A 19,215-nucleotide genomic window follows, 5' to 3' on the forward strand; every position below is an offset into this window, starting at 1 on the left:
ATGGCGGGCCGCTGGCTGATCGTCGCGGACGACCTGACGGGTGCGGCCGACTGCGCCATCGCCTTCGCCAAGCGGGGGCTCGCCTCGACGGTTGGTTGGGGCGACAATGAGGGGGGCTCGCCGGTGGTCTCGTATGACGCGAACAGCCGCGGCATGACCGCGGCGGAGGCGGCGGCGACGCAAGCGGCGGCTTTGGAAAGGTTGCTCGGCGCGGAGCGGGTGCTGTTCAAGAAGATCGACAGCACCCTGCGTGGCCAGCCCGCCGCCGAGACGGCCGCCAGCATCGGCGCGCTGCGGGAGTGGTCGGGTTCGGCCTTCGGCATCCTGGCGCCGGCCTTCCCGGCGACCGGCAGGACGACCGAGGGGGGACGCGTGCTGGTCGGCGGCGCTCCGCTGGAGGAGGCGGAGGTTTGGGGGCGCGACCACAGCTATCCCAGCGCCGATCTGGTCGAGGTGCTGGCCATCGCCGGGGTCGTGGGGGAGACGGTATCGCTGGAGACCATCCGCGGCGGCGAGGCCGGCTTGCGCGCCGCCTTCGCGGCACTGGCCGCCAAGGGTGATGTCGTGGCGGTCTGCGACGCCGTGACGGAAGACGATTTGGACCGCATCGCGGCGGCCAGCCTGCCGGCGGGACCGGGCGTGTTCTTCATCGGCAGCGCCGGGTTGGCGCACGCGCTGGCGGCGGCCACGCCCGGCGAGCGGGCGGAGGCGATCACGCTGCCGGTCACGGCGCATGGCGCGCTGATCGTGGTCGGTTCGTTGGCGGAGGCTTCGCGGGCGGCGGCGCGGGATCTGGCGGCGCTGCCGGGCGTGCTGCATGTTCCGGTGGAGCCGGCGGCGTTGCTCGATCCCGGCGCGGACCGCTCGGCGGTCGGGCGGGTGGTGACCGAGGGGCTGGCTTCCGGCCGCGACGTGCTGGTCGAGATCGTCATGGGCGATGACCCGGATCTTGGGATCGGGCCGCGGCTGGTGGCGGCGCTGGGCGAGACGTTGCGGCCGGCCGCCGCCCATATGAGCGGTCTGGCCGCGACCGGGGGTGAGACCGCCGCGGCGCTGCTCGCCAGCTTCGGGGTGAATGGCATCCGGCTGGTGGATGAGATCGAACCGGGAGTGTCGCTGGGCCTGACGCTCGGCGGGGTATCGCTCCCGGTGGTCACCAAGGCGGGCGCGTTCGGCGACCGGGGCAGCTTGACCCGGATCACCGAGCGCCTGCGACACATTGGACAGAAGGGAATACTGGCATGAGCCGTCCGACCATCGCGATCACCATGGGCGATGCCTCCGGCATCGGTCCCGAAGTCATCATGAAGGCGCTGTCCCATCCGGAGGTGCGCGAGATGTGCGACGCGCTGGTGGTCGGCGACGCCGAGCGCCTGCGGACCGCCGGCGCCATCGTCGGGTCGACGCTGCGGGTCGATGGCCTGGACGACGCTGTTCAGGCGCGCTTCGCGCCGGACGCGGTGCAGTGCGTCGACCTGAAGCTGATCCCGAAGGACCATCCGTTCGGCCAGGTCTCGGCTGTGTCAGGCGAGGGCGCGTTCCGCTACATCGAGCGGGCGGTCCGGATCGTCGAGGCGGGACAGGCCGACGCGATCTGCACGGCACCGCTGAGCAAGGAGGCGCTGCACGCCGCCGGTCACAAGTATCCCGGCCACACCGAGCTGCTGGCGATGCTGACGGGCACGCCGGAGGTGTCGATGATGCTGGTGTCGCCCAAGCTGCGCGTGATCCACGTGACCACCCATATCGGGCTGATCGACGCCATCGCCAAGATCGAGCCGGGGCTGGTCGGGCGGGTGATCGGCCGGGCGCACGACACGCTGGTCAAGGCCGGCGTCGCCAACCCGAAGATCGGCGTCTGCGCGATCAACCCGCATGCCGGCGAGAACGGGTTGTTCGGCCATGGCGAGGAGGCGGAGAAGATCACCCCGGCGGTCGAGGCCTGCAAGGCCAAGGGTTGGGACGTCCACGGGCCACTGCCGGCCGACACGCTGTTCTTCCTGGCTGGGCGCGGCGACTATGACATCGTGGTGGCGATGTACCATGACCAGGGCCATGGTCCGATCAAGGTGCTGGGGCTGGAGTCCGGGGTTAACATCACGGTCGGGCTGCCGGTGATCCGGACCTCGGTCGACCACGGCACGGCGTTCGACATCGCGGGCAAGGGCATCGCGGACGAACGGAGCCTAATCGAGGCGCTGCGCCAGGCGGTCGATCTGGCGCCGAAGACCAAGCGCGCCGCCTGACATGGGCGAGGAAGCCTGACGATGCGCGGCAAGGAACGGCGGGCGCTGCTGCTGGAGACGCTGCGGACGGGGGAGGTCGATGTCGACGATCTGGCGCGGCGCTTCGGCGTCTCCGCCTCGACCGTCCGGCGCGACCTCCAGCACCTGTCGAGCGCCAAGGCCGTGCGGCGCACCTATGGCGGGGCCATGCTGGCGCACCCGGTCGCCGAGGAGAGCCTCAACCAGCGCCAGGCGATCAACGGCGAGAGCAAGGCGGCGATCGCCAGGGCGGCGCTGGAACTGGTCGCCGAGGACGACATCCTGATCCTGGACGCCGGATCGACGGTGTCGGCGTTCGGCGGCCTGCTGAAAGGGCGCCGGCACCGGATCATCACCAACAACCTCGCCTTGCCGCCGATGCTGGCGGATGGGCCGGGGATCGAGCTGGTGGTGCTGGGCGGCGACCTGCGCGCCACCAGCATGGGCACCGTCGGGCCGCTGGCGATGGACGCCCTGCGCAGGATCACGGCGGACAAGGTGTTCCTGAGCGCCGACGGCGTGGTGGCGGGGCGCGGGCTGTGCGAGGCGAGCCTGGATCAGGTGGCGCTGAAGTCGCTGATGATGGAGCAGGCTCGCGAGGTCGTGGTGCTGGCCGACGCCACCAAGCTCCAGCGTTCCACCCAATCCGCCTGGGCGCCGCTGCCGCGGGGATGGACGCTGGTGACCGACTGGCGGGCGACGGACGAGGACATCGGGACCTTCGAGGCGGCGGGCGCCCGCGTCATCGTGGCGGAGCCCTGAGCCGGTGGCTTATCACGCTGTCAGCCAAGCGCTGTGGAAGCGCTTGCGGTAGTCGAGTGGGCCGATCGAGAGCTGGCGGAGGAAGACCCTGCGCATGCTGTTGACGTCGCCGAAGCCGCAGACATGGGCGATCCGCTGGATCGGCATGGTGGTGTCGACCAGCAGCCGGCGGGCCTCGTCCAGGCGGGCGGCCTCGACGAAATCGGCGGGCGTCGAGTTCGCCTCGCGCCGGAAGACGCGCGAGAAGTTGCGCGTGCTCATGCCGGCGCGGACCGCCAGCTCATCGACCGACAAGTCGGCGGCGAGGTTGGCGAGGACGTATTCCTGGATCTTCTGGATGCTGGTCAGGCTGGAGACCTGGGCCGCGAGGTGGGCGCTGAATTGCGACTGCCCGCCCGGCCGCTTGAGGAACATGACCATGTAGCGGGCGACCAGCAGCGCCAGTTCCCGGCCATGGTCCTCCTCGACCAGCGCCAATGCTAGGTCGATCCCGGAGGTGACGCCCGCCGCCGTGCACAGCGCCCCCTCGCGGATGAAGATCTGGTCGGCGTCCACGGTCAGCGAGGGGTATTCCAGCTCCAGCTTGTCGGCGCATTCCCAATGGGTCGTGACGCGCTGGCCGTCGAGCAGTCCGGCGCCGGCCAGCAGGAAGACTCCCGTGCAGATCGAGCCGAAACGGCGGACGGTGGGCACGCGGCGCCGAAGCCAGGCGGTCACGTTGGTGTCGATCACCTCAAAGCTGGGATCGCCGGCCACCAGCAGGGTGTCGATCGGCTGGTCCTCGTCGAAGATGGTGCGGTCCGACAGGAAACGGATGTTTCCGGTGCCGCGGATCGGCCCCTCCTCCGTCCCCATGACTTGGACGTCATAGGCGGCGGGGTCCTCGAGGCGGCGGGCCGCTTCCCAGAACACCTCGGCCGGCCCCACCACATCGAGCGACTGGACACCCGGAGGCGCTAGAATCACGATCCGCATGGCGTGGCCCCATTTCTTCTTGGTCGCGTGAGACAGGAAATGCTGATGGCTCCAAGATCATCAGCAAGGCCCGTGCCAGCGGCCCCGATGGGGAGCGGAGCCGGTCGGCGGGGGCCAGGGGCGGCGGCGATGCCGACAAAGCGTCCGATCGGCCTCTCGTGCCGCCTGTTTCGAAGGCGTTATCCAGAAACGGCGCTGGCGCTGGCGCCGATGGCGAGGTCGTCCGGTGCCGCGAGGCCGGCTTGCACGAGGGTGGCCTCCAGGGCGGTCAGCCAGTGCTCGTAGTAGTTCCAGGCCGGGCGGCCGGGGTCGTCGTCGCGCTCCCAGGCGCCGATCGACGCGATCAGGTTCTGGCGGAAATCCTCCCATTCGAAGTGACCGGCGCGGGCCAGAGCGAGGGCGACACCGAAGGACTGCCGCTCCCAGTCCTCGGCGAAGCACAGGGTGCCGTTGGCGCGCGGCGGGCTGTCGCTGGAGCCCATCATGCTGGTGACGGCGAAGTGTTCGAATTGGGTCAGCATGGCCCCTCCCCCATCCTCATGCCCTCAGGCCGCCGTCGCCACGGCGACGCCCATCATGGATTCCGGCGTGACCAGGGCCGCCAGCTCCTCCTCGCCGAGGCCGTCGGTGCCGTCGGGACGCTCGGGCACCACGAACCAGCGGATCTGCGCGCTGCTGTCCCAGACCTTGACCTCGGTCGAGGTCGGGATGTCGAGCCCGAACTCCTTGAGCACGGCGCGCGGCTCGCGGGCGGCGCGGCTGCGGAAGGTCGGGTCCTTGTACCAGTAGGGCGGCAGGCCCAGGACCGGCCAGGGATAGCAGGAGCATAGGGTGCAGATGATCAGGTTGTGGACGCCGGGACCGTTCGCCACGGCGCGCATGTGCTCGCCCTCGGCGCCGGTCATGACGTCGGGCAGGCCATCGACCTCGGCGACGGCCGCCGTGGTGTCGGTGATCAGGCGCTCCTTGAAGGCAGGGTCGACCCAGGCGCGCGCCACCACCTTGGCACCGTTGAACGGCCCCATCTTGGTCTCGAACACCTGGAGCACGGTGTCGACGGTCGAACTGGTGATGACGCCCTTCTCGATCAGCAAAGCCTGGAGCGCCTTGGCGCGGGCCGCGTTGTGGGCCTCGCGGTCGGTTGGGTAGTTGAAGCGGTTGGTCATGTCGGTGGCTTCCTCCGGTGGCGCGGCTCGCGTGGTGGTCAGGCGGCTTTGACGACAGGCGCCGGGACGGCGTCCGGCTCCGTGACGTAGACGGCGTAGAGGTCGGCGTAGATGGTGAAGTTGGTTTCGGCGTTGCCGGGCCACAGCTGCTGGGGGTCGAACCCGACGCAGTACACCGGCATCGGCGGGCCGGCGCCGTCGGGACCGGTGTCGCAGAGATAGCCGTAGTTGCCGGGATAGACGGTTTCGACCACGCCGGTGTGGTTGCGCAGATAGCCCGGCAGGCGGGTGTGCTCGATGGTCGGGACGTCCTTGACGCCGATGGTGTCGCCCTTGTTGAAGACCGGAGCGGGGCCGGCGTCGCTCTTGGGGGAGTCGCCCTGGGCCAGATACTGCTCGACGCGCTGGTCGATCGCGGGGTCGCCGCCGGCCGGCAGCGGCTTGTCCGGGTCCGCGAGGTATTCGGCGGTCTTGGCGTCCAGCTCGTCCTCGGTGATGTAGCCGTGGGCGATGAAATAGCCGGAGATTCCGCCCAGCCACTTCTCGTAGTAGCGGAATTTGAAGTAGTCGAACGGGTTGAGGGATTCGGCGCCCTTCCGCAGGTCGGCCCAGGTCCAGATCGTGTGGAAAGTGCTGGGCGTGGCCGGCAGGGGAAGCTGCGGGCTGAGCGCCATCATGGCCGTGTGGATGCCGAAGATGCCCTTTTCCCACTCCTCGACGAAGACACGCTTCTCGAACGTCGCGGGGCCGAGGTCTTCGAGGCCGCCTAGATAATGCTGAAGTTTCATCGGCTGGGTCCTTCGCGGGGGGAGGAGGTGCTGGGTCGACGGGCGGTGGCGGATCAGACCGCCGCCGAGCGGGTGGCGTTGGTCCCGCCGGTGAGCAGGGCGGTGCCCTTCTCCGACACGAAGCCGAAGCAGGCGCCGACCAGCATCGCGACGGCGGCGACGAGGGTCGGATGGCCGACGCCCGAGGTCGCCATCGACGTGCCGGTGGCGGCCATGGTCCCGACGGTCGAGGCGAAGCCGAACACGATGGCGGGCGGGAACGACAGCAGCGGGACGGCGGTCGCGGCGATCATCGCCGACGTCCCGAGACCGACGCAGATCGCGGCGAACAAGGGGGCGGCCGGGCCGACATGGATCGCCAGCAGCGTCAGCGAGGCGATGGCGATGCCGGTGAAGTTGGACGCGACCGACTTGACGAAGCCTTGCGTGCCACCGCCGCAGGCGAAGAAGCTGGCCCAGGCGATGAAGGTGACCCAGACGGGCACCGGCAGGAGGGTCGCCGTGAGGTAGGTGTCGATGGCGCCGAGGACTCCGAGGCTGATCATGGCGGCGGTGCGGGGTGGCATGCGGCTCTCCTGGGTCTGGGATTGGGCCTTGGATTGGGGTTGGGATTGGCGGAAACCGTCACTCCGCGGCGTGGAGCGCGGCTTCGGCGAGACAGGAGGTGAAGCCCGCGCGGAGAACCTCGGCGTCGAGGTCGCGGCCGATCAGCACGACTTGGTTGGTCCGCTCCTCGCCGGCCAGCCACGGCCGGCCGGGGCGGCCATCCAGGGTCATGTGGACGCCGTGGAAGACGAAGCGGCGGCTTTCGCCCTCGATATGCAGGATGCCCTTGAGCCGCAGCAGGTCGCGCCCCCGATCCTGCATCAGCCGATTGAGCCAGCGGTTGACGGCGTCGGCGGAGATCGCCCCGTCGAACTGGATGGCGACGCAGCCGATATCCTCGGCGTGCTCGTGTTCGTGGTCGCCCAGTAGGTCGGGGTCCAGGCGCAGCAGGTTCTTGAGGTCGAACGCCCGGATATCCAGCACACTGGCGAGCGGGACCGCGCAGTCGCGGGTCCGGTGGATGCGGGACAGCGGATTGAGCAGGCGGATCCGCCGCTCGGCCGCGTCTAGGCTGTCGGGTGGTTCCAGGTCGGTCTTGTTCAACAGGATGACATCGGCGAAGGCGATCTGCTCCCGCGCCTCGTCGTGCTCGATCTGAAGCGACAGGTGCCGGGCGTCGACAACCGTCACGATGGCGTCGAGCGCGAAGCTGGCGCGCAGCGTGTCGTCGAGGATGAAGGACTGGATGACCGGCGCCGGATCGGCGAGGCCGCTGGTCTCGATGATGACGCGGTCGAAGCGCCGGCCATCCGCGACCAGGGCGCCCAGCGTCTCGATCAGGTCGCCGCGCACGGCGCAGCACAGGCAGCCATTGTTCAGTTCGACCACCGCCTCGGCGGTCTCGGTGACCAGTTGGCCATCGATCCCCAACTCGCCGTATTCATTGACGATGACCGCGGTGTTGGCCCCGCCCCGCTCGGACAGGACGCGGTTGAGCAGGGTCGTCTTGCCGGCGCCGAGGAACCCGGTCAGCACGGTTACTGGAATTGGCACCATGGCGCACCTCCGACAGGCGGTTCATTTCTTGGGGTGGGGGATTACCCCGATCGGCGAATAATCGATATCACGCGGCGATGCCACGCGGACTGGTCCCGCCGTGGCGGGGTCAGCGGAGTTTTGGAGTTTGTTGAATTCGCCGCGCGTTGTTTTTGAACCCGCGTCGGTTTTTATTTATGCGTACCAGCCTGTATATTGCACCGCATCGAAACACGTTCTTCAATACATTGCAGGCGACTGTTTCGGACAAACAGGCGGTCAATTTCGGCCATGGCGGAACCGTGGCTCCCCGTGATCAGCGAGCCTTTTCAAGGCGCGCTGGATGTGGAGCCACGCGACGCCGCGTTACGCCCGCAGCTTCGCCAGGGCCGGCATGGCGACGCCGTGGACCAGGGGGATGATCAGGGCGCCGATCACCAGCCCGAACAGGCCGGACGCGGCGGCGCCGACGAACCAGGTTAACAGACCCGAGATCGCGGAGATGGCGCTGCCGACGGCTTCCGCGATGTCGTGGACGAAGTGTCCGATGGCGGATAGGCCGAACTCTTCCAGACCGTGGATGATGATGCCGCCGCCGACCCAGAGCATCGCGGCGGTGCCGACGATCGCCAGGGCCTTGAGGAAATAGGGCATGCCGATCACGAGGCCGCGGCCTATCGCCTTGGTCACCGAGCGGAGGCCGCGATCGGCGCCGGTGGCGGGGAAGTCGCCGCCGCGCAGGCCGAGCAGACTGGAGGCCGGGCTGTCGTTATTGGCCAGCGACAGGCCGACATCGTCCGCCTTGACGATCAGCGCCACCGATCCGTAGACCACCACGGTGATGCCGATGCCGACGATGGCCAGCACGAAAGCCTGCATCCAGTACGACGAGGTGGTTTCCGCGACGGTGGACAAGGTGATCGCCATGATCTCGGCGGACAGGATCAGGTCGGTCTGGATCGCGCCCTTGACCCGCTGTTCCTCCAGTTCCGCCGGGGTGCCGGCGACCGGCGTCTTGGCGTCGCCATGGCCCGATCCGTGCGGCCGGATGGCTTCGAGTATCTTCTCGGCCCCCTCGTAGCACAGGAAGGCACCTCCCAGCATCAGCAGCGGGGTGATCAGCCAGGGGGCGACCAGACTCAGCACCAGGGCCGCCGGCAGCAGGTAGAGCAGCTTGTTCTTGATGGAGCCGACCGCGATTCGGGCCACGATCGGCAGTTCGCGGTTGGCGGCGAAGCCCACGACGTAGCGCGGCGTCACCGCCGCGTCGTCCACCACGATGCCGGCGGCCTTGACGCCCGCGCGGGACGCCTGCGCGGCGGCATCATCGAGCGAGGCCGCGGCGACTTTCGCCAGTCCGACGACGTCGTCTAGGAGTGCGATCAATCCTGTACTCAAGGCGGCATTCCCATGGTCATGTCTTTGTATTTCCCTCGCCGGTCTCGCGGCTTGGTCACAACACTTTGACAGGACCATCGGTTTCCGTCAGGAGCAAGTCCTTTGCAAAAGTCTCAATTTTGGAGCGGCGGGTTGGCTATTCGCTCCGGCGCGAGAAGGAGACGGCGTAGGCGGCGTCGCGGATCGCGATGAGCGGATCGTCGGAGGGTGCTATCCCATCGGTCACGTTGCCGGGCAGGAACAGCAGTTCCTTGGCCGCCGCCTTGTTGTCGGCCGCCAGCTTGGTGATGGTCAGGGTGCCAAGCTCGACGCGGCGGCGGTCCTCGGGCCAGGGGATGGTGGCGTCGGTGATGGCGTCACCGGGCTCCGCGACCTGGGCCAGCAGGCGGAAGCGCACCGGCTCCCGTGCCAGGCGGGCCGCCAGATCCTCGCTCAGGAAGTCGGGGGCGCGCTTGGCGGCGTCCGCCGGGGCCAGGTGGGAGACGCCGGCCAGCGGTTCGGCGACGTAGCGGATGAACCGGGTCTCGCCCGCCTTGTTGGTGAAGGCGAAGGCGTTGATGCCGAAGTAGTTTTCGGTGGCGAAACTCTCCGGCGTCGCGACGGTCGCCCCGGCCTTGGCGACGGCGGGATGGGCCGCCACGAACTGTTCGAGCTTGGTCGGCTTCGGGCTGTTCGGCCCGCTGGCGGCCACCGCCAGCAGCAGGTCGCGGAACTCGGCCCCGGTGGCGACGGGGAAGAACTTCAGGCTGTTGATGACGATGTCGGTCTCGGCGCCATCGGGCAGGCTGAACTTGACCGCCAAGCCATGGGGATTGGCATTGGGGTCGCCGTCGGGCAGCGTCGGGATGCCGGTGGCGTTGGAGAACCGGACCTTGACCGGCACGGTGGTGCCGGTTTGGAAGTGGGCGGCGGTCGTCAGATCGGCCGCTTGCTGAGCCGCCTGGAACTCGCCCTCGGCGACGATGCCCTTGGCGTGGTTGGTCCGCTCGCCCGCGTGCTTGCCGAAGAGTTGCTGGAACGCGTCGACGATCTGCTCCTCGACCTGGGGCTCCTGGGCCAGTGCCGCGGGGGACACCGCCAGGGTCGTGGTTAGGAAACCCAAGGCGATCAAGGAGACGGAAGTAAGGGAACGGCGCATGATCGCCTCGCGAGTTGATGGTTCAAGTAATGAGGATGGCACCTCGCGCCGGAGACTGCACGGGGTCCAGCTTCGCGGCAAGCCGGAACCCGTGTGTTCACGATTAATTGAGCAGGATCGTTCAAGGACGTTGGATCTGGGTTCCGGTCACTCGACCGGTGGGGTTGGTAGGATGGCGAGTTCGTGCAGGTCGACGCCGGGCGGTTGGGACAGGGCGTAGACGACGCCCCGCGCGATATCCTCGGGCCGCAGGGCGGCGGTGGGCGCGTTGTCGAAGAACGGCGTGTCGACCATGCCCGGTTCGAGCAGGGTGACGCGGACTCCCGTGCCGCGCATCTCCTCGCGCAGGCCATAGCCGATCGCGGTCACCGCCCATTTGGTCGCGGAGTACATCGATCCGGACAGCGTCCGGCGGCCGGCGATGGAACTGGTGATGACGACGTGGCCGCGCGCCTTCTTGACGTGCTCCAGGGTCGCCCGCAGCGTGTAGGCCACGCCCAGGATGTTGACGTCGACCATGGCGCGCCAGCTTTCCGGCGGCGCTCCGGAGAAGCCGCCGGGCTTGCCGCCGATGCCGGCGTTGGCGAAGACGGCGTCGATCCGGCCGAACCGCTGGAGCGCCGCGTCGACCATGCGCCGCTGGTCCTCGTAATCGGTGACGTCGCACGGAATGGCGACGGCGCGGTCCTCCCCGATCTCCTGGACCAGCGCGGTCAGTTTGTCGGTCGAGCGGGCGGCCAGCACGAGGCTCCAGCCGGCCTCGGCGGCGGCGCGGGCGGTGGCGGCGCCGATGCCGCTGGAGGCTCCGGTGATGAGCAGGATCTTGGCGTCGGCCATGGGTGGGTTTCCTCGCGTTCGGACGGATTGGGGCGGTTGGTTGGGGCTGTCGGTGCCCGGTCCTGTCGGAACGTGGAAGACGAGGGAAGGGTTGCGGGAGCTTGGCCCTTGCGCCGGCTGCGGCCGAGGGCGTGCGTCAATGCCGCAGTGCAAATGACTCCTATTTGCATTCTCAATCATTTTAGATATAGCCCATAGAGCCTACATCATTGGTCATACGACACAATGGGCCTCATGAGCGACAAGGATGAGATGGTCCAGTCACGACGCCACCGGAACAGCAGGGAATGGATCGCCGCCGGCGTGGCCGTGTGCCTGTGTTTCCTGACGTTTGCCGCTGGCATCGCGGTGTTTCCCGCTCCGGTGGCGGCGGAGGAGGAGACCGATGATTTCGGCCTGACCGAGGCCGACCCCGACCTGCCGATGAAGATCGCCAAATGGAACGCCGACTGTCTGTCCTGCCATAGTCCCAAGGGTTTGACCGATCCGCCGCGCCAGGGCATGGACTTGGCCCTGCTCGCCAAGCTGCTGATCGGACAGGACCGCTTCGAGCATTCCGACCATGGCAAGATGGCCTGCAAGGACTGCCATCAGGAGGCGTATGTCCCCTACCCCCACCTGGCCAACGCCAAGAAGGGGATCAAGGGCTGCGTCGAATGCCACCAGAATCCGGCCAAGACGATCCAGCCGGAGTTCAAGTCGAGCGGGCATTTCAAGGAGCACAGCGACCGCTTCACCTGCCTGTCCTGTCACGATTCCCACACCATGCGGAAGGCGTCCAGGCTGGAGACCGCCCATCTGGCGGCGGCGCAGGACAACGCCATGTGCCTGACCTGCCATGACGACGACGCCCGCTACAAGGCGCTGAAGCCTGGGGGCACACGGCCGGAGATGACGGCGGTCCACGACTGGCTGCCCCAGTACGATCGCCACCTGGCCGCGACGCGCTGCGTCGATTGCCACAGTCCGGTCGCCGATGTCGGTCCGATCTCGCACGAGGTGCGCGGCAAGGACAAGACTTCGCGGAACTGCGGGACCTGCCACGCGGGAGAGACCGAGCTGGGCCGCCGCCTCTACAAGCGGATGCTGCTGGACAAGCCCGGCGCCGAGGGCGGCTTCGCCAACGCCGCCTTGCTGACGGAGGTCTATGTCGTCGGCGCCAACCGGAACGCGTGGCTGGAATGGGGCGCCGCCGCCGCCCTGGCCCTGACCGCGCTGGGACTGGCGGGCAGCGCCCTGTGGCGCCGATTCAAACGCGTGAAAACAGGGAGCGTGTGATGGCCTTCCAAGCCCTGTGGCCGGAGGAACGGCCCCATCTGGTCGTGGTCGGCAACGGCATGGCCGCCATCCGCACCGTCGAGGACGTGCTGGCGGCTGCCCCCGACCTGTACCGCGTCACCGTGTTCGGCGCCGAACCGCATGGGCATTACAACCGCATCCTGCTGTCGTCGGTGCTGGCCGGCGACGCGGCGGTGACGGAGATCGTCACCCATCCGCCCGCGTGGTACGCCCGCAATGGCATCACCCTGCACACCGGTGACCGCGTGACGGCGATCGACCCGGTGGGCGGGACCGTCCGGTCCGCCAGCGGGCGCGAGTTGGCTTGGGACCGCCTGATCCTCGCCACCGGGGCGGTTCCAGTGGTGCCGGACATCCCCGGCGGCGGACTTGAGGGGGTGAGGACCTTCCGGGACATCGGCGACGTCGAGCGGATGATCGAGGCGTCGGAGCGTCACCGGCGCGCCGTCGTGATCGGCGGCGGCGTGCTGGGGCTGGAGGCGGCCTGGGGCTTGCGGCGGCGGGGCATGGAGGTGTCGGTCGTCCATCTGATGCCGTCGCTGATGGAGCGTCAGCTGGACGACACCGCCGCCGGTCTGCTGCTGCGGGAACTGGATGGGCGCGGCATCGGCTGCGTCACGGGCAGCCAAGCGGTGGCGCTGACCGGGGAGGAGCGCGTTACCGGCGTCCTGCTGTCCGACGGCCGCCGGATCGAGGCGGACCTGGTGGTCTTCACCGTCGGCATCCGGCCCGAGACCACGCTGGCGCGGGCGGCCGGGCTGGCGGTGGGGCGTGGCGTCCTGGTTGGCGACGACATGCGGACGTCGCACCCCGGCATCTACGCCGTCGGCGAATGCGTCGAGCATGACGGCCAGTGCTTCGGACTGGTGGCGCCCTTGTGGGACATGGCGGGCGCGCTGGCCGACCAGTTGACCGACGCCCCGGTGAAGCGCCGCTTCGCGCCGCCGATCGTCCCGACCAGCCTCAAGATCCCCGGCATCGACATCTTCTCCGCAGGCCGCATCCAGGCGGCCAACGACGCCGAGCGGGAGATCGTCCACCACGATCCCGCCAACCGCGTCTATCGGAAGCTGGTGCTGTGCGAAGGCCGGGTGGTCGGCGCGGTGCTCTATGGCGACCTGTGCGGCAGCGGGCGGTTCCTGGGCTGGATGCGGGACGGGACAGATCTGGGGGCTGGCCTGGATCTCCTGGCACCTGATGAGGGGAGCGACGGCGAGGTGGTCTGTCACTGCCATGATGTCACGAGGGGTGCCATCACCGCCGCGGTCGAGGCCCACGGTCTGACCACGCTCGAACAGGTTGGATGCCGCACTCGGGCCGGCACGGGATGCGGTCAATGCCGGGGAGCGGTGACGCGCGTCCTGGCCGACGCCGCCGGTACCGCCGATGGGGCGAAGGCGGTGGATGCCGCGACCCGGCGGGCGGCGCGGATGCGCTTGGGCTTCCGGGTGTGGCACCACGCCAACGCGGCGCTGATGGCGGTGCTGCTGCTGACGGGGATCTCCCTGCACTTTCCCGGCACGCCGGTGGCCGTGGTCGAGTTCGGCTGGTCGCACCGGCTGCATGAATGGTCGGGTCTGGCGCTGTGCGGCGCCTACGCCGTCTTCCTCGGGCTGTGCCTGGTGTTCCGCCGCAAGTTCGGGGCCGACGCGCAAGGCGCCGCCATGTTCGTGGCGTTTCCCCTGGTCGTGGCGAGCGGCCTGACCTTCCTGTGGCCGGGGCTGCTGCCCGACCGCGCCTGGAGCGTCAGCGCGCTGGTGCCGGTGGCGGTGGCGCACAGCCTGCTGGCGGTGTCGGTCGTGATGTTCCTGATCCAGCACCTGAGCCACGCCCCCTGGGCATGGTGGCGGAAACGCGGGTCGCGGCGTCGAGCGCTGTAGGATTATTTTCTTTATTGGGGGATCACGGATGAGATTGGTTTTGTTATTGGGTGGCGTCCTGGCGGTGGCGGTGGCGCCGCCGGCTTGGGCGGTGGATTGGTCGAAGGTGCCCGGCCGCGACGTGGTGATGTTCTATCCCGGCCAGACCTCGTGGGAATGGAACCTGACCGAGGCGGACCACAGCGCCGCCGCCAAGTTCAAGGCCGGCAAGAACTGCATCGAGTGCCACAAGGGCGAGGAGAAGACGCAAGGGGCGCTACTGGCTTCCGGCAAGAAGGCCGAGCCGGCGCCGATCCCGTCGTTCCCCGGCCACGTCGCCGCGAACGTGCGCTTCGCCTACGACGACGACAAGCTGCTGGTGCGCCTCGAGTTCGCCGAGCCGGCCGTGCCCGACGCCAAGATGGACCCCGACTTCGCGACCAAGGTCGCGGTGATCCTGAACGACGCGGCGGTGCCGGAAGGCGTGCGGGCGGGCTGCTGGGCCAGTTGCCACGAGGACAACGCCTCAATGCCAGCGGCGGGTGGGCCGGCGGCAGGGACGTCCACCCGGACCAAATACCTGATGAAGACCCGCGCCAAGCTGAGCCGTCAGGGCGGCGGCGACACGCTGAAGCCGGCCGAGGATCTGACCCGGCTATTGGAGGCGGGCTACGCGCAGGAATGGTGGCAGGTCAAGCTGAACCCGGGATCGCCGCCCCAGATCGCCGACGGCATCATCTTCGACACGCGGCGGGACATGAAACCGGCGATCGTCGCCAGCGAGGCCAGCTTCGCCAAGGGGATCTGGACCGTGGTGCTGAGCCGGCCGCTGAAGGCGGCAGCTCCCTACAAGACGCTGGCGCCTGGAACGACCTACACGATCGGCTTCAGCGTCCATGTCGGCCACACCGCCAAGCGGTTCCACCACACCTCGTATGAATACACCTTGGCCCTGGGTCAGGGAACGTCGGGTCAAGGTGCGGCGGACTTCGTGGCGGTGAGGCAATGACGCCCGGCGCGATCGTCACACTGGGGAGGATCCGCGCCGCCGTGGCGGTGATGGGTTTCCTGCTCCTGGCCTTGGCCGCGGGGGAGGGCCGGGCCGAGAACGGCGTCGTTCAAAACCCTTGGGACATCAACTGGACCCAGGCGCCGGGCTGGCCGCAGATGGCGGAGACGCCGGCCGCCGAGACGCCCCGCTGGGCGGAGAACGGCGAGCAGACCTGCATCAAGTGCCATGACGAGCAACGCGACCGCACGGTCCTGTTCACCGCCCATGGCGTTCGGGGCGACGACAGGACTCCGATGGGCCAGCACGCCTGCGAGAGCTGCCACGGCGCCAGTCCGGCGCACAACAACGCCCGTCCGCCGAAGGGCGAGAAGCGGCCTCCGGTCGATGTCGTGTTCAAGGGGGAGTTCATCTCGCCCGTCGAGAAGCGCGGCGAGGTCTGCGCCACCTGCCACAGGGGCGGCGAGCACATCAACTGGCCGGGCAGCCAGCATCAGGCCAACGACGTCGCCTGCACCGACTGCCACACCAACCATGTCGCCAAGGACCCCGTGCTGAGCAAGAAGACCGAGGCGCAGGTCTGTTTCGGCTGCCACGCCGAACAACGGTCCGAGAGCTTCCAGTTCTCCCACCATCCCGTGCGCGAGGGCAAGGTCGGGTGCAGCGACTGCCACAACACCCATGGGTCCGGCGGGCAATCGTTGCTGAAGGAGTTCACCGTCAACGAGGTTTGCTACACCTGCCACGCCGAGCAGCGCGGACCCTTCCTGTGGGAGCACCAGCCGGTGCGCGAGGACTGCGGCAGTTGCCACCAGCCCCACGGCTCGACCCAAAGCTCGCTGCTCAAGATGCGCTCGCCGTTCCTGTGCCAGACCTGCCACCAGAACAGCAGGGCCGGTCACGAGGGCTTGGTTTCCGGAGGCAAGCAGCTGCCGGGGATGGGCAATCCTGCCCAGTACAACATGCTTTTGGCCCGGGGTTGCCAGACCTGCCACATGAAGGTGCATGGCTCCAACGCGCCGTCAGGCGGCATGCTCACGCACTGACCCGGCCCCCGATTTCAATTTGAACGTGAATGACTTTCATCAACGGCCCCATGGGTGCGGCTGGGAGAGATCGAATGAGCGAAAAGACTTTATTGAGCGTGGCTCTCGCCGCCATTTGCCTGTGCCCGCTGATCGCCTCGGCGGAGGAGGACGGCGGTTTCGATCTCGACGGCCCCGCCGCCGCGACCCCGGCCAGCAAGCCGGTGCTGGTCAACGAGGCCGGCGTCGGGGTGGGTGGCCAGACGGGAGGCGTCGGGCGCTTCGGCCGCTATTCCGGGGGTCCGGAGGATGGTCCGTTCGGCTCGGCCTGGTTCCGGACGCGACAGCGGGCGACCGGCAAGGATGACGGCACCTTCTTCTTCGAGGCGGAGGGCGATGACCTGACGGTCGGCCGGCAGCGGGTGCTGGCCGACCCGACGCTGAGCTTCCGCGCCGGCGAGCAGGGTGTCTGGGACGGCAGGGTGAGCTATGAGGGCATCGCCTTCCGGGAGGCGGCCGACTACCACACGCTGTTCGGCTCGGGCGGCGAGCTGCTGAACGGGCTGACGCCCCGCTCGATCAACACGACGGCCTCCAACGCGGCGGGCGCCGCCCGCGTCAACAAGTACCTGTCGACCGTCGATATCGGGACGCGGCGCAAACGGCTGGACGGCGAGTTCCGTCTGTTCGACGTCGCGGGCTGGACGCCGTCCGCCAAGGTGGAGCACGAGCACAAGGAAGGGACCAAGATCAACTCGCTGTTCTTCTACAACGCCAACGTCTTCGCCTCGATCCCGGAGCCGGTCAGCTACGACACCGACCGCCTGACCGTGATGACCGACTACGCCACCAGCAAGGTGCAGGCCCGGCTGAGCTATGTCTTCTCCAGCTTCACCAACAATCAGGCGTCGTTCAAGACGGTGACGCCGTTCAACGCGGCCACCATCCCGGGCTATCAGGCGTCGGAACTGTCGCTGCCGCCGAGCAACCAGGAACACCGCGTCAAGGCGCAGTTCGGCTTCTCGCCGCTGGCGTCGACCCACATCGCGACCAACCTGAGCTATGGCCTGCAGCTTCAGAACGAGGCCTTCACCGGCAGGATCTACGAGCGCACGCCGAAGCTGACGGACAGCGCCTATGACGGCCTGATCACGACGATGTACGGCAATGTCACGCTGACCTCGCGGCCCTGGACCGACTGGAATTTCCGCGCCGCCTACACCTTCGACGACCGCGACAACGATTCCGCCGCCTACAAGCAGCCGCCGCCGTATCGGGCCGATGGCACAGCGGCCTTCAACGGCAGCGTCGGCGTCCAGTACAATCGGCCCTACTCGTTCCGCAACCAGCGGGCCGACCTGGAGGCGGGCTACAGGCTGACGCGATCGACCAAGGCGACGCTGGACTATGGCTACTCCGTCAAGGAGCGCGACTACTCCGTCACCGACAGGAACCGGGAGATCACCACCGGCGGCCGGCTGAACTCCACCCTGGCGGACGGTGTCATCGGATCGCTGGGCTACTCGCACGCCACCCGCCAAGCGACCGAGTACGACGGCAACGCCGGCTGGGCCAGCCTGGGCCGCAACCTGACGGGCAACAACTCCGAAAAAGATCTCCGGATGTACACCTACGCCGCGCGCGAGCGCGACGAGATCAAGTCCACCCTCACCTGGGACGCGGGGCCCGGCCTATCGGTCGGCGCCACCGGGCGGCTGATCAAGGACGAGTTCCCCGACACCTTTTTCGGCGTCACGGAGAACAAGGCGGCCTCGATCGGCCCCGACATCACCTTCACGCCGATGAAGGGCATGACCGCCCACCTCTATTACACCTACCAAACCAACTTCACCGACATGGTGGTGGCGAACCCGCAGAACGGCAACTCCGTCAATTGGCGGCTGCGGAACACCGACACCGTCCAGACCGTGGGATTCCACACGGACTGGCAGGTCACCGACCGGCTGAAGCTCCAGCTGGAGGACAACCTGTCCTATGGCAACACCGCGTTCGAGGAAGCGAGCTGGGCGCGCGGCACCGGCGCCACCAGCGCCGCCAACTCCGCGACCAGCCTGCCCGACAACAAGTCGATCATCAACAGCCTAAGGGTCACGGGCGAGTACGGCGTCACCGACAACATGTATGTCGGCGTCGTCGGGCTGTGGGAGCGGTTCGTCGGCGAGGATTACCTGAACTGGCAGGCGGCATCGTCCAGCGCCAACCAGACCGGCACGGCGGTGCTCGGCGCCGAGGGCAGCGGCACCTACTCCGCCCACGTCATCATGGCGACCGCCCGTGTCGTCTGGTGAGGCGGGATTGGCCGAACCGGCTCAGTCCCGGTAGTCGGGGTTGAGCCGGTCGAGCTTCCGGAGCAGCGCCGGCCACATCCGCGTTCCCTTGGGAATGGCGCCGGCCTCGAATTGGGTGGCGGCGTGGGCCACCAGCGGTTCGGGCGGAACCGCCAGCTCGGCACCCGTTTGCATCACCGCGACCTGGATACGGCAGCTCATCTCCAGGTAATACATGTGGTAGAAGGCCTCCGCCACCGTGCGGCCGACCGTCAGCAAGCCATGGTTCGCCAGGATCATCGCGGGCTTGCCGCCGAGATCGCGGGCGAGGCGGTCGCGTTCCGACAGGTCGAGCGCCACGCCCTCGTAGGCGTGGTAGGCGACGTCATTGTAAAATTCCATGCTCATCTGATTGAGCATCAAGAGCGGGCTCTTGAGGGCCGCGACCGTCATCCCGGCCAGGGTGTGGGTGTGCATGACGCAGAGCGCGTCCGGCCTGGACATGTGGATCGCGGAATGGATGGTGAAGCCCGCCGGGTTGACCCGCTGGTTCTGGTCCTCCGCGAGGCCGGGCTCGGCTAAATGACCATCCAGGTCAACCGTGACGAGGTCGCTGGCCCGGATCTCGTCGAAGGTCATGCCGTAGGGGTTGATCAGGAAGCGATGCCCCTCCCCCGGCAGCCGCACGGACGTGTGGGTGTAGATCATGTCGTCCATGCCGTAATGGGCCAGCAGCCGGTAGCCGGCCGCCAAGTCGATCCGCAGTTGCCGTTCGTCCGGTTGTCGCATCATGTCGGTGCCATTTCCGATGTTGGGGGCTGGTTGG

The 19,215-nt window shown here is 68.2% G+C and carries 18 protein-coding genes; 8 read left to right on the forward strand and 10 right to left on the reverse strand.

Going from position 1 to position 19,215, the window contains the following annotated elements; genetic code table 11:
• Genes N825_RS05405 through N825_RS05415 form a run of 3 tightly spaced genes read left to right on the forward strand, consistent with a single transcriptional unit; the run spans position 1 to position 3,026 of the window.
• On the forward strand, positions 1-1,245 hold the full coding sequence (locus N825_RS05405; protein WP_037448056.1) for a four-carbon acid sugar kinase family protein: 1,245 nt from the start codon (positions 1-3) through the stop codon (positions 1,243-1,245).
• On the forward strand, positions 1,242-2,246 hold the full coding sequence (gene pdxA / locus N825_RS05410; RefSeq protein WP_037448058.1) for a 4-hydroxythreonine-4-phosphate dehydrogenase PdxA: 1,005 nt from the start codon (positions 1,242-1,244) through the stop codon (positions 2,244-2,246). The genes N825_RS05405 and pdxA overlap by 4 nt, the downstream gene beginning before the upstream one ends.
• Before the next feature lie 21 nt (positions 2,247-2,267).
• Positions 2,268-3,026: a DeoR/GlpR family DNA-binding transcription regulator gene (locus tag N825_RS05415; protein WP_037448062.1), complete on the forward strand. Its 759-nt coding sequence runs from the start codon at positions 2,268-2,270 to the stop codon at positions 3,024-3,026.
• 12 nt (positions 3,027-3,038) lie between these two features.
• On the opposite strand, the gene N825_RS05420 is transcribed toward N825_RS05415, so the two are convergent.
• The 9 genes from N825_RS05420 to N825_RS05460 all read right to left on the reverse strand — a co-directional run bounded on the left by N825_RS05420 (position 3,039) and on the right by N825_RS05460 (position 10,909).
• Complete coding sequence (locus N825_RS05420) at positions 3,039-4,001, reverse strand: GlxA family transcriptional regulator (RefSeq protein ID WP_037448066.1); 963 nt, start codon at positions 3,999-4,001, stop codon at positions 3,039-3,041.
• Between the two features lie 179 nt (positions 4,002-4,180).
• The gene (locus tag N825_RS05425) at positions 4,181-4,522 is read right to left on the reverse strand and encodes a nitrile hydratase accessory protein (RefSeq protein WP_037448067.1); all 342 of its coding nucleotides are present in this window, start codon (positions 4,520-4,522) and stop codon (positions 4,181-4,183) included.
• Between the two features lie 24 nt (positions 4,523-4,546).
• Entirely contained in the window at positions 4,547-5,167 is a 621-nt protein-coding gene (gene nthA, locus N825_RS05430) for a nitrile hydratase subunit alpha (protein ID WP_037448069.1), read from the reverse strand.
• Positions 5,168-5,205: 38 nt separating this feature from the next.
• Positions 5,206-5,955 carry a nitrile hydratase subunit beta gene (gene nthB / locus N825_RS05435; RefSeq protein WP_037448071.1) on the reverse strand — a complete coding sequence of 250 codons (750 nt, stop codon included), beginning with the start codon at positions 5,953-5,955 and terminating at the stop codon, positions 5,206-5,208.
• Positions 5,956-6,008: 53 nt separating this feature from the next.
• Complete coding sequence (locus N825_RS05440; protein WP_037448073.1) at positions 6,009-6,521, reverse strand: DUF1097 domain-containing protein; 513 nt, start codon at positions 6,519-6,521, stop codon at positions 6,009-6,011.
• Positions 6,522-6,579: 58 nt separating this feature from the next.
• On the reverse strand, positions 6,580-7,557 hold the full coding sequence (locus tag N825_RS05445; RefSeq protein ID WP_037448076.1) for a CobW family GTP-binding protein: 978 nt from the start codon (positions 7,555-7,557) through the stop codon (positions 6,580-6,582).
• Positions 7,558-7,902: 345 nt separating this feature from the next.
• A complete protein-coding gene (locus N825_RS05450; RefSeq protein WP_245613017.1) occupies positions 7,903-8,922 on the reverse strand; it encodes a DUF808 domain-containing protein in 1,020 nt (339 codons plus the stop codon).
• A 148-nt stretch (positions 8,923-9,070) separates the two neighbouring features.
• Positions 9,071-10,072 (reverse strand): catalase family peroxidase, encoded by a 1,002-nt coding sequence (locus N825_RS05455; RefSeq protein WP_037448082.1) that lies wholly within the window; start codon positions 10,070-10,072, stop codon positions 9,071-9,073.
• Positions 10,073-10,219: 147 nt separating this feature from the next.
• Positions 10,220-10,909 carry an SDR family oxidoreductase gene (locus N825_RS05460; RefSeq protein ID WP_037448086.1) on the reverse strand — a complete coding sequence of 230 codons (690 nt, stop codon included), beginning with the start codon at positions 10,907-10,909 and terminating at the stop codon, positions 10,220-10,222.
• Positions 10,910-11,143: 234 nt separating this feature from the next.
• Between N825_RS05460 and N825_RS05465 the strand changes: the two genes are divergently transcribed.
• From N825_RS05465 to N825_RS05485, 5 genes are all read left to right on the forward strand, one after another.
• Positions 11,144-12,187, forward strand: a complete 1,044-nt coding sequence (locus N825_RS05465) for a cytochrome c3 family protein (RefSeq protein ID WP_198038191.1) — start codon at positions 11,144-11,146, stop codon at positions 12,185-12,187.
• Positions 12,187-14,088 carry an FAD-dependent oxidoreductase gene (locus tag N825_RS05470; protein WP_051511587.1) on the forward strand — a complete coding sequence of 634 codons (1,902 nt, stop codon included), beginning with the start codon at positions 12,187-12,189 and terminating at the stop codon, positions 14,086-14,088. The genes N825_RS05465 and N825_RS05470 overlap by 1 nt, the downstream gene beginning before the upstream one ends.
• 28 nt (positions 14,089-14,116) lie before the next feature.
• Positions 14,117-15,076 carry an ethylbenzene dehydrogenase-related protein gene (locus N825_RS05475; RefSeq protein ID WP_037448092.1) on the forward strand — a complete coding sequence of 320 codons (960 nt, stop codon included), beginning with the start codon at positions 14,117-14,119 and terminating at the stop codon, positions 15,074-15,076.
• Positions 15,073-16,122: a DmsE family decaheme c-type cytochrome gene (locus N825_RS05480; RefSeq protein ID WP_051511588.1), complete on the forward strand. Its 1,050-nt coding sequence runs from the start codon at positions 15,073-15,075 to the stop codon at positions 16,120-16,122. Before N825_RS05475 ends, N825_RS05480 begins: the two co-directional genes overlap by 4 nt.
• Positions 16,123-16,196: 74 nt before the next feature.
• A complete protein-coding gene (locus N825_RS05485; protein ID WP_037448094.1) occupies positions 16,197-18,410 on the forward strand; it encodes an MtrB/PioB family decaheme-associated outer membrane protein in 2,214 nt (737 codons plus the stop codon).
• Between the two features lie 21 nt (positions 18,411-18,431).
• Here the strand turns inward: N825_RS05485 and N825_RS05490 are convergent, their stop codons facing one another.
• Positions 18,432-19,181: a class II aldolase/adducin family protein gene (locus tag N825_RS05490; RefSeq protein WP_037448635.1), complete on the reverse strand. Its 750-nt coding sequence runs from the start codon at positions 19,179-19,181 to the stop codon at positions 18,432-18,434.
• Positions 19,182-19,215: the final 34 nt, after the last annotated feature.

The sequence above is a fragment of the Skermanella stibiiresistens SB22 genome (genome assembly GCF_000576635.1).
GTDB classification, from domain to species: domain Bacteria; phylum Pseudomonadota; class Alphaproteobacteria; order Azospirillales; family Azospirillaceae; genus Skermanella; species Skermanella stibiiresistens.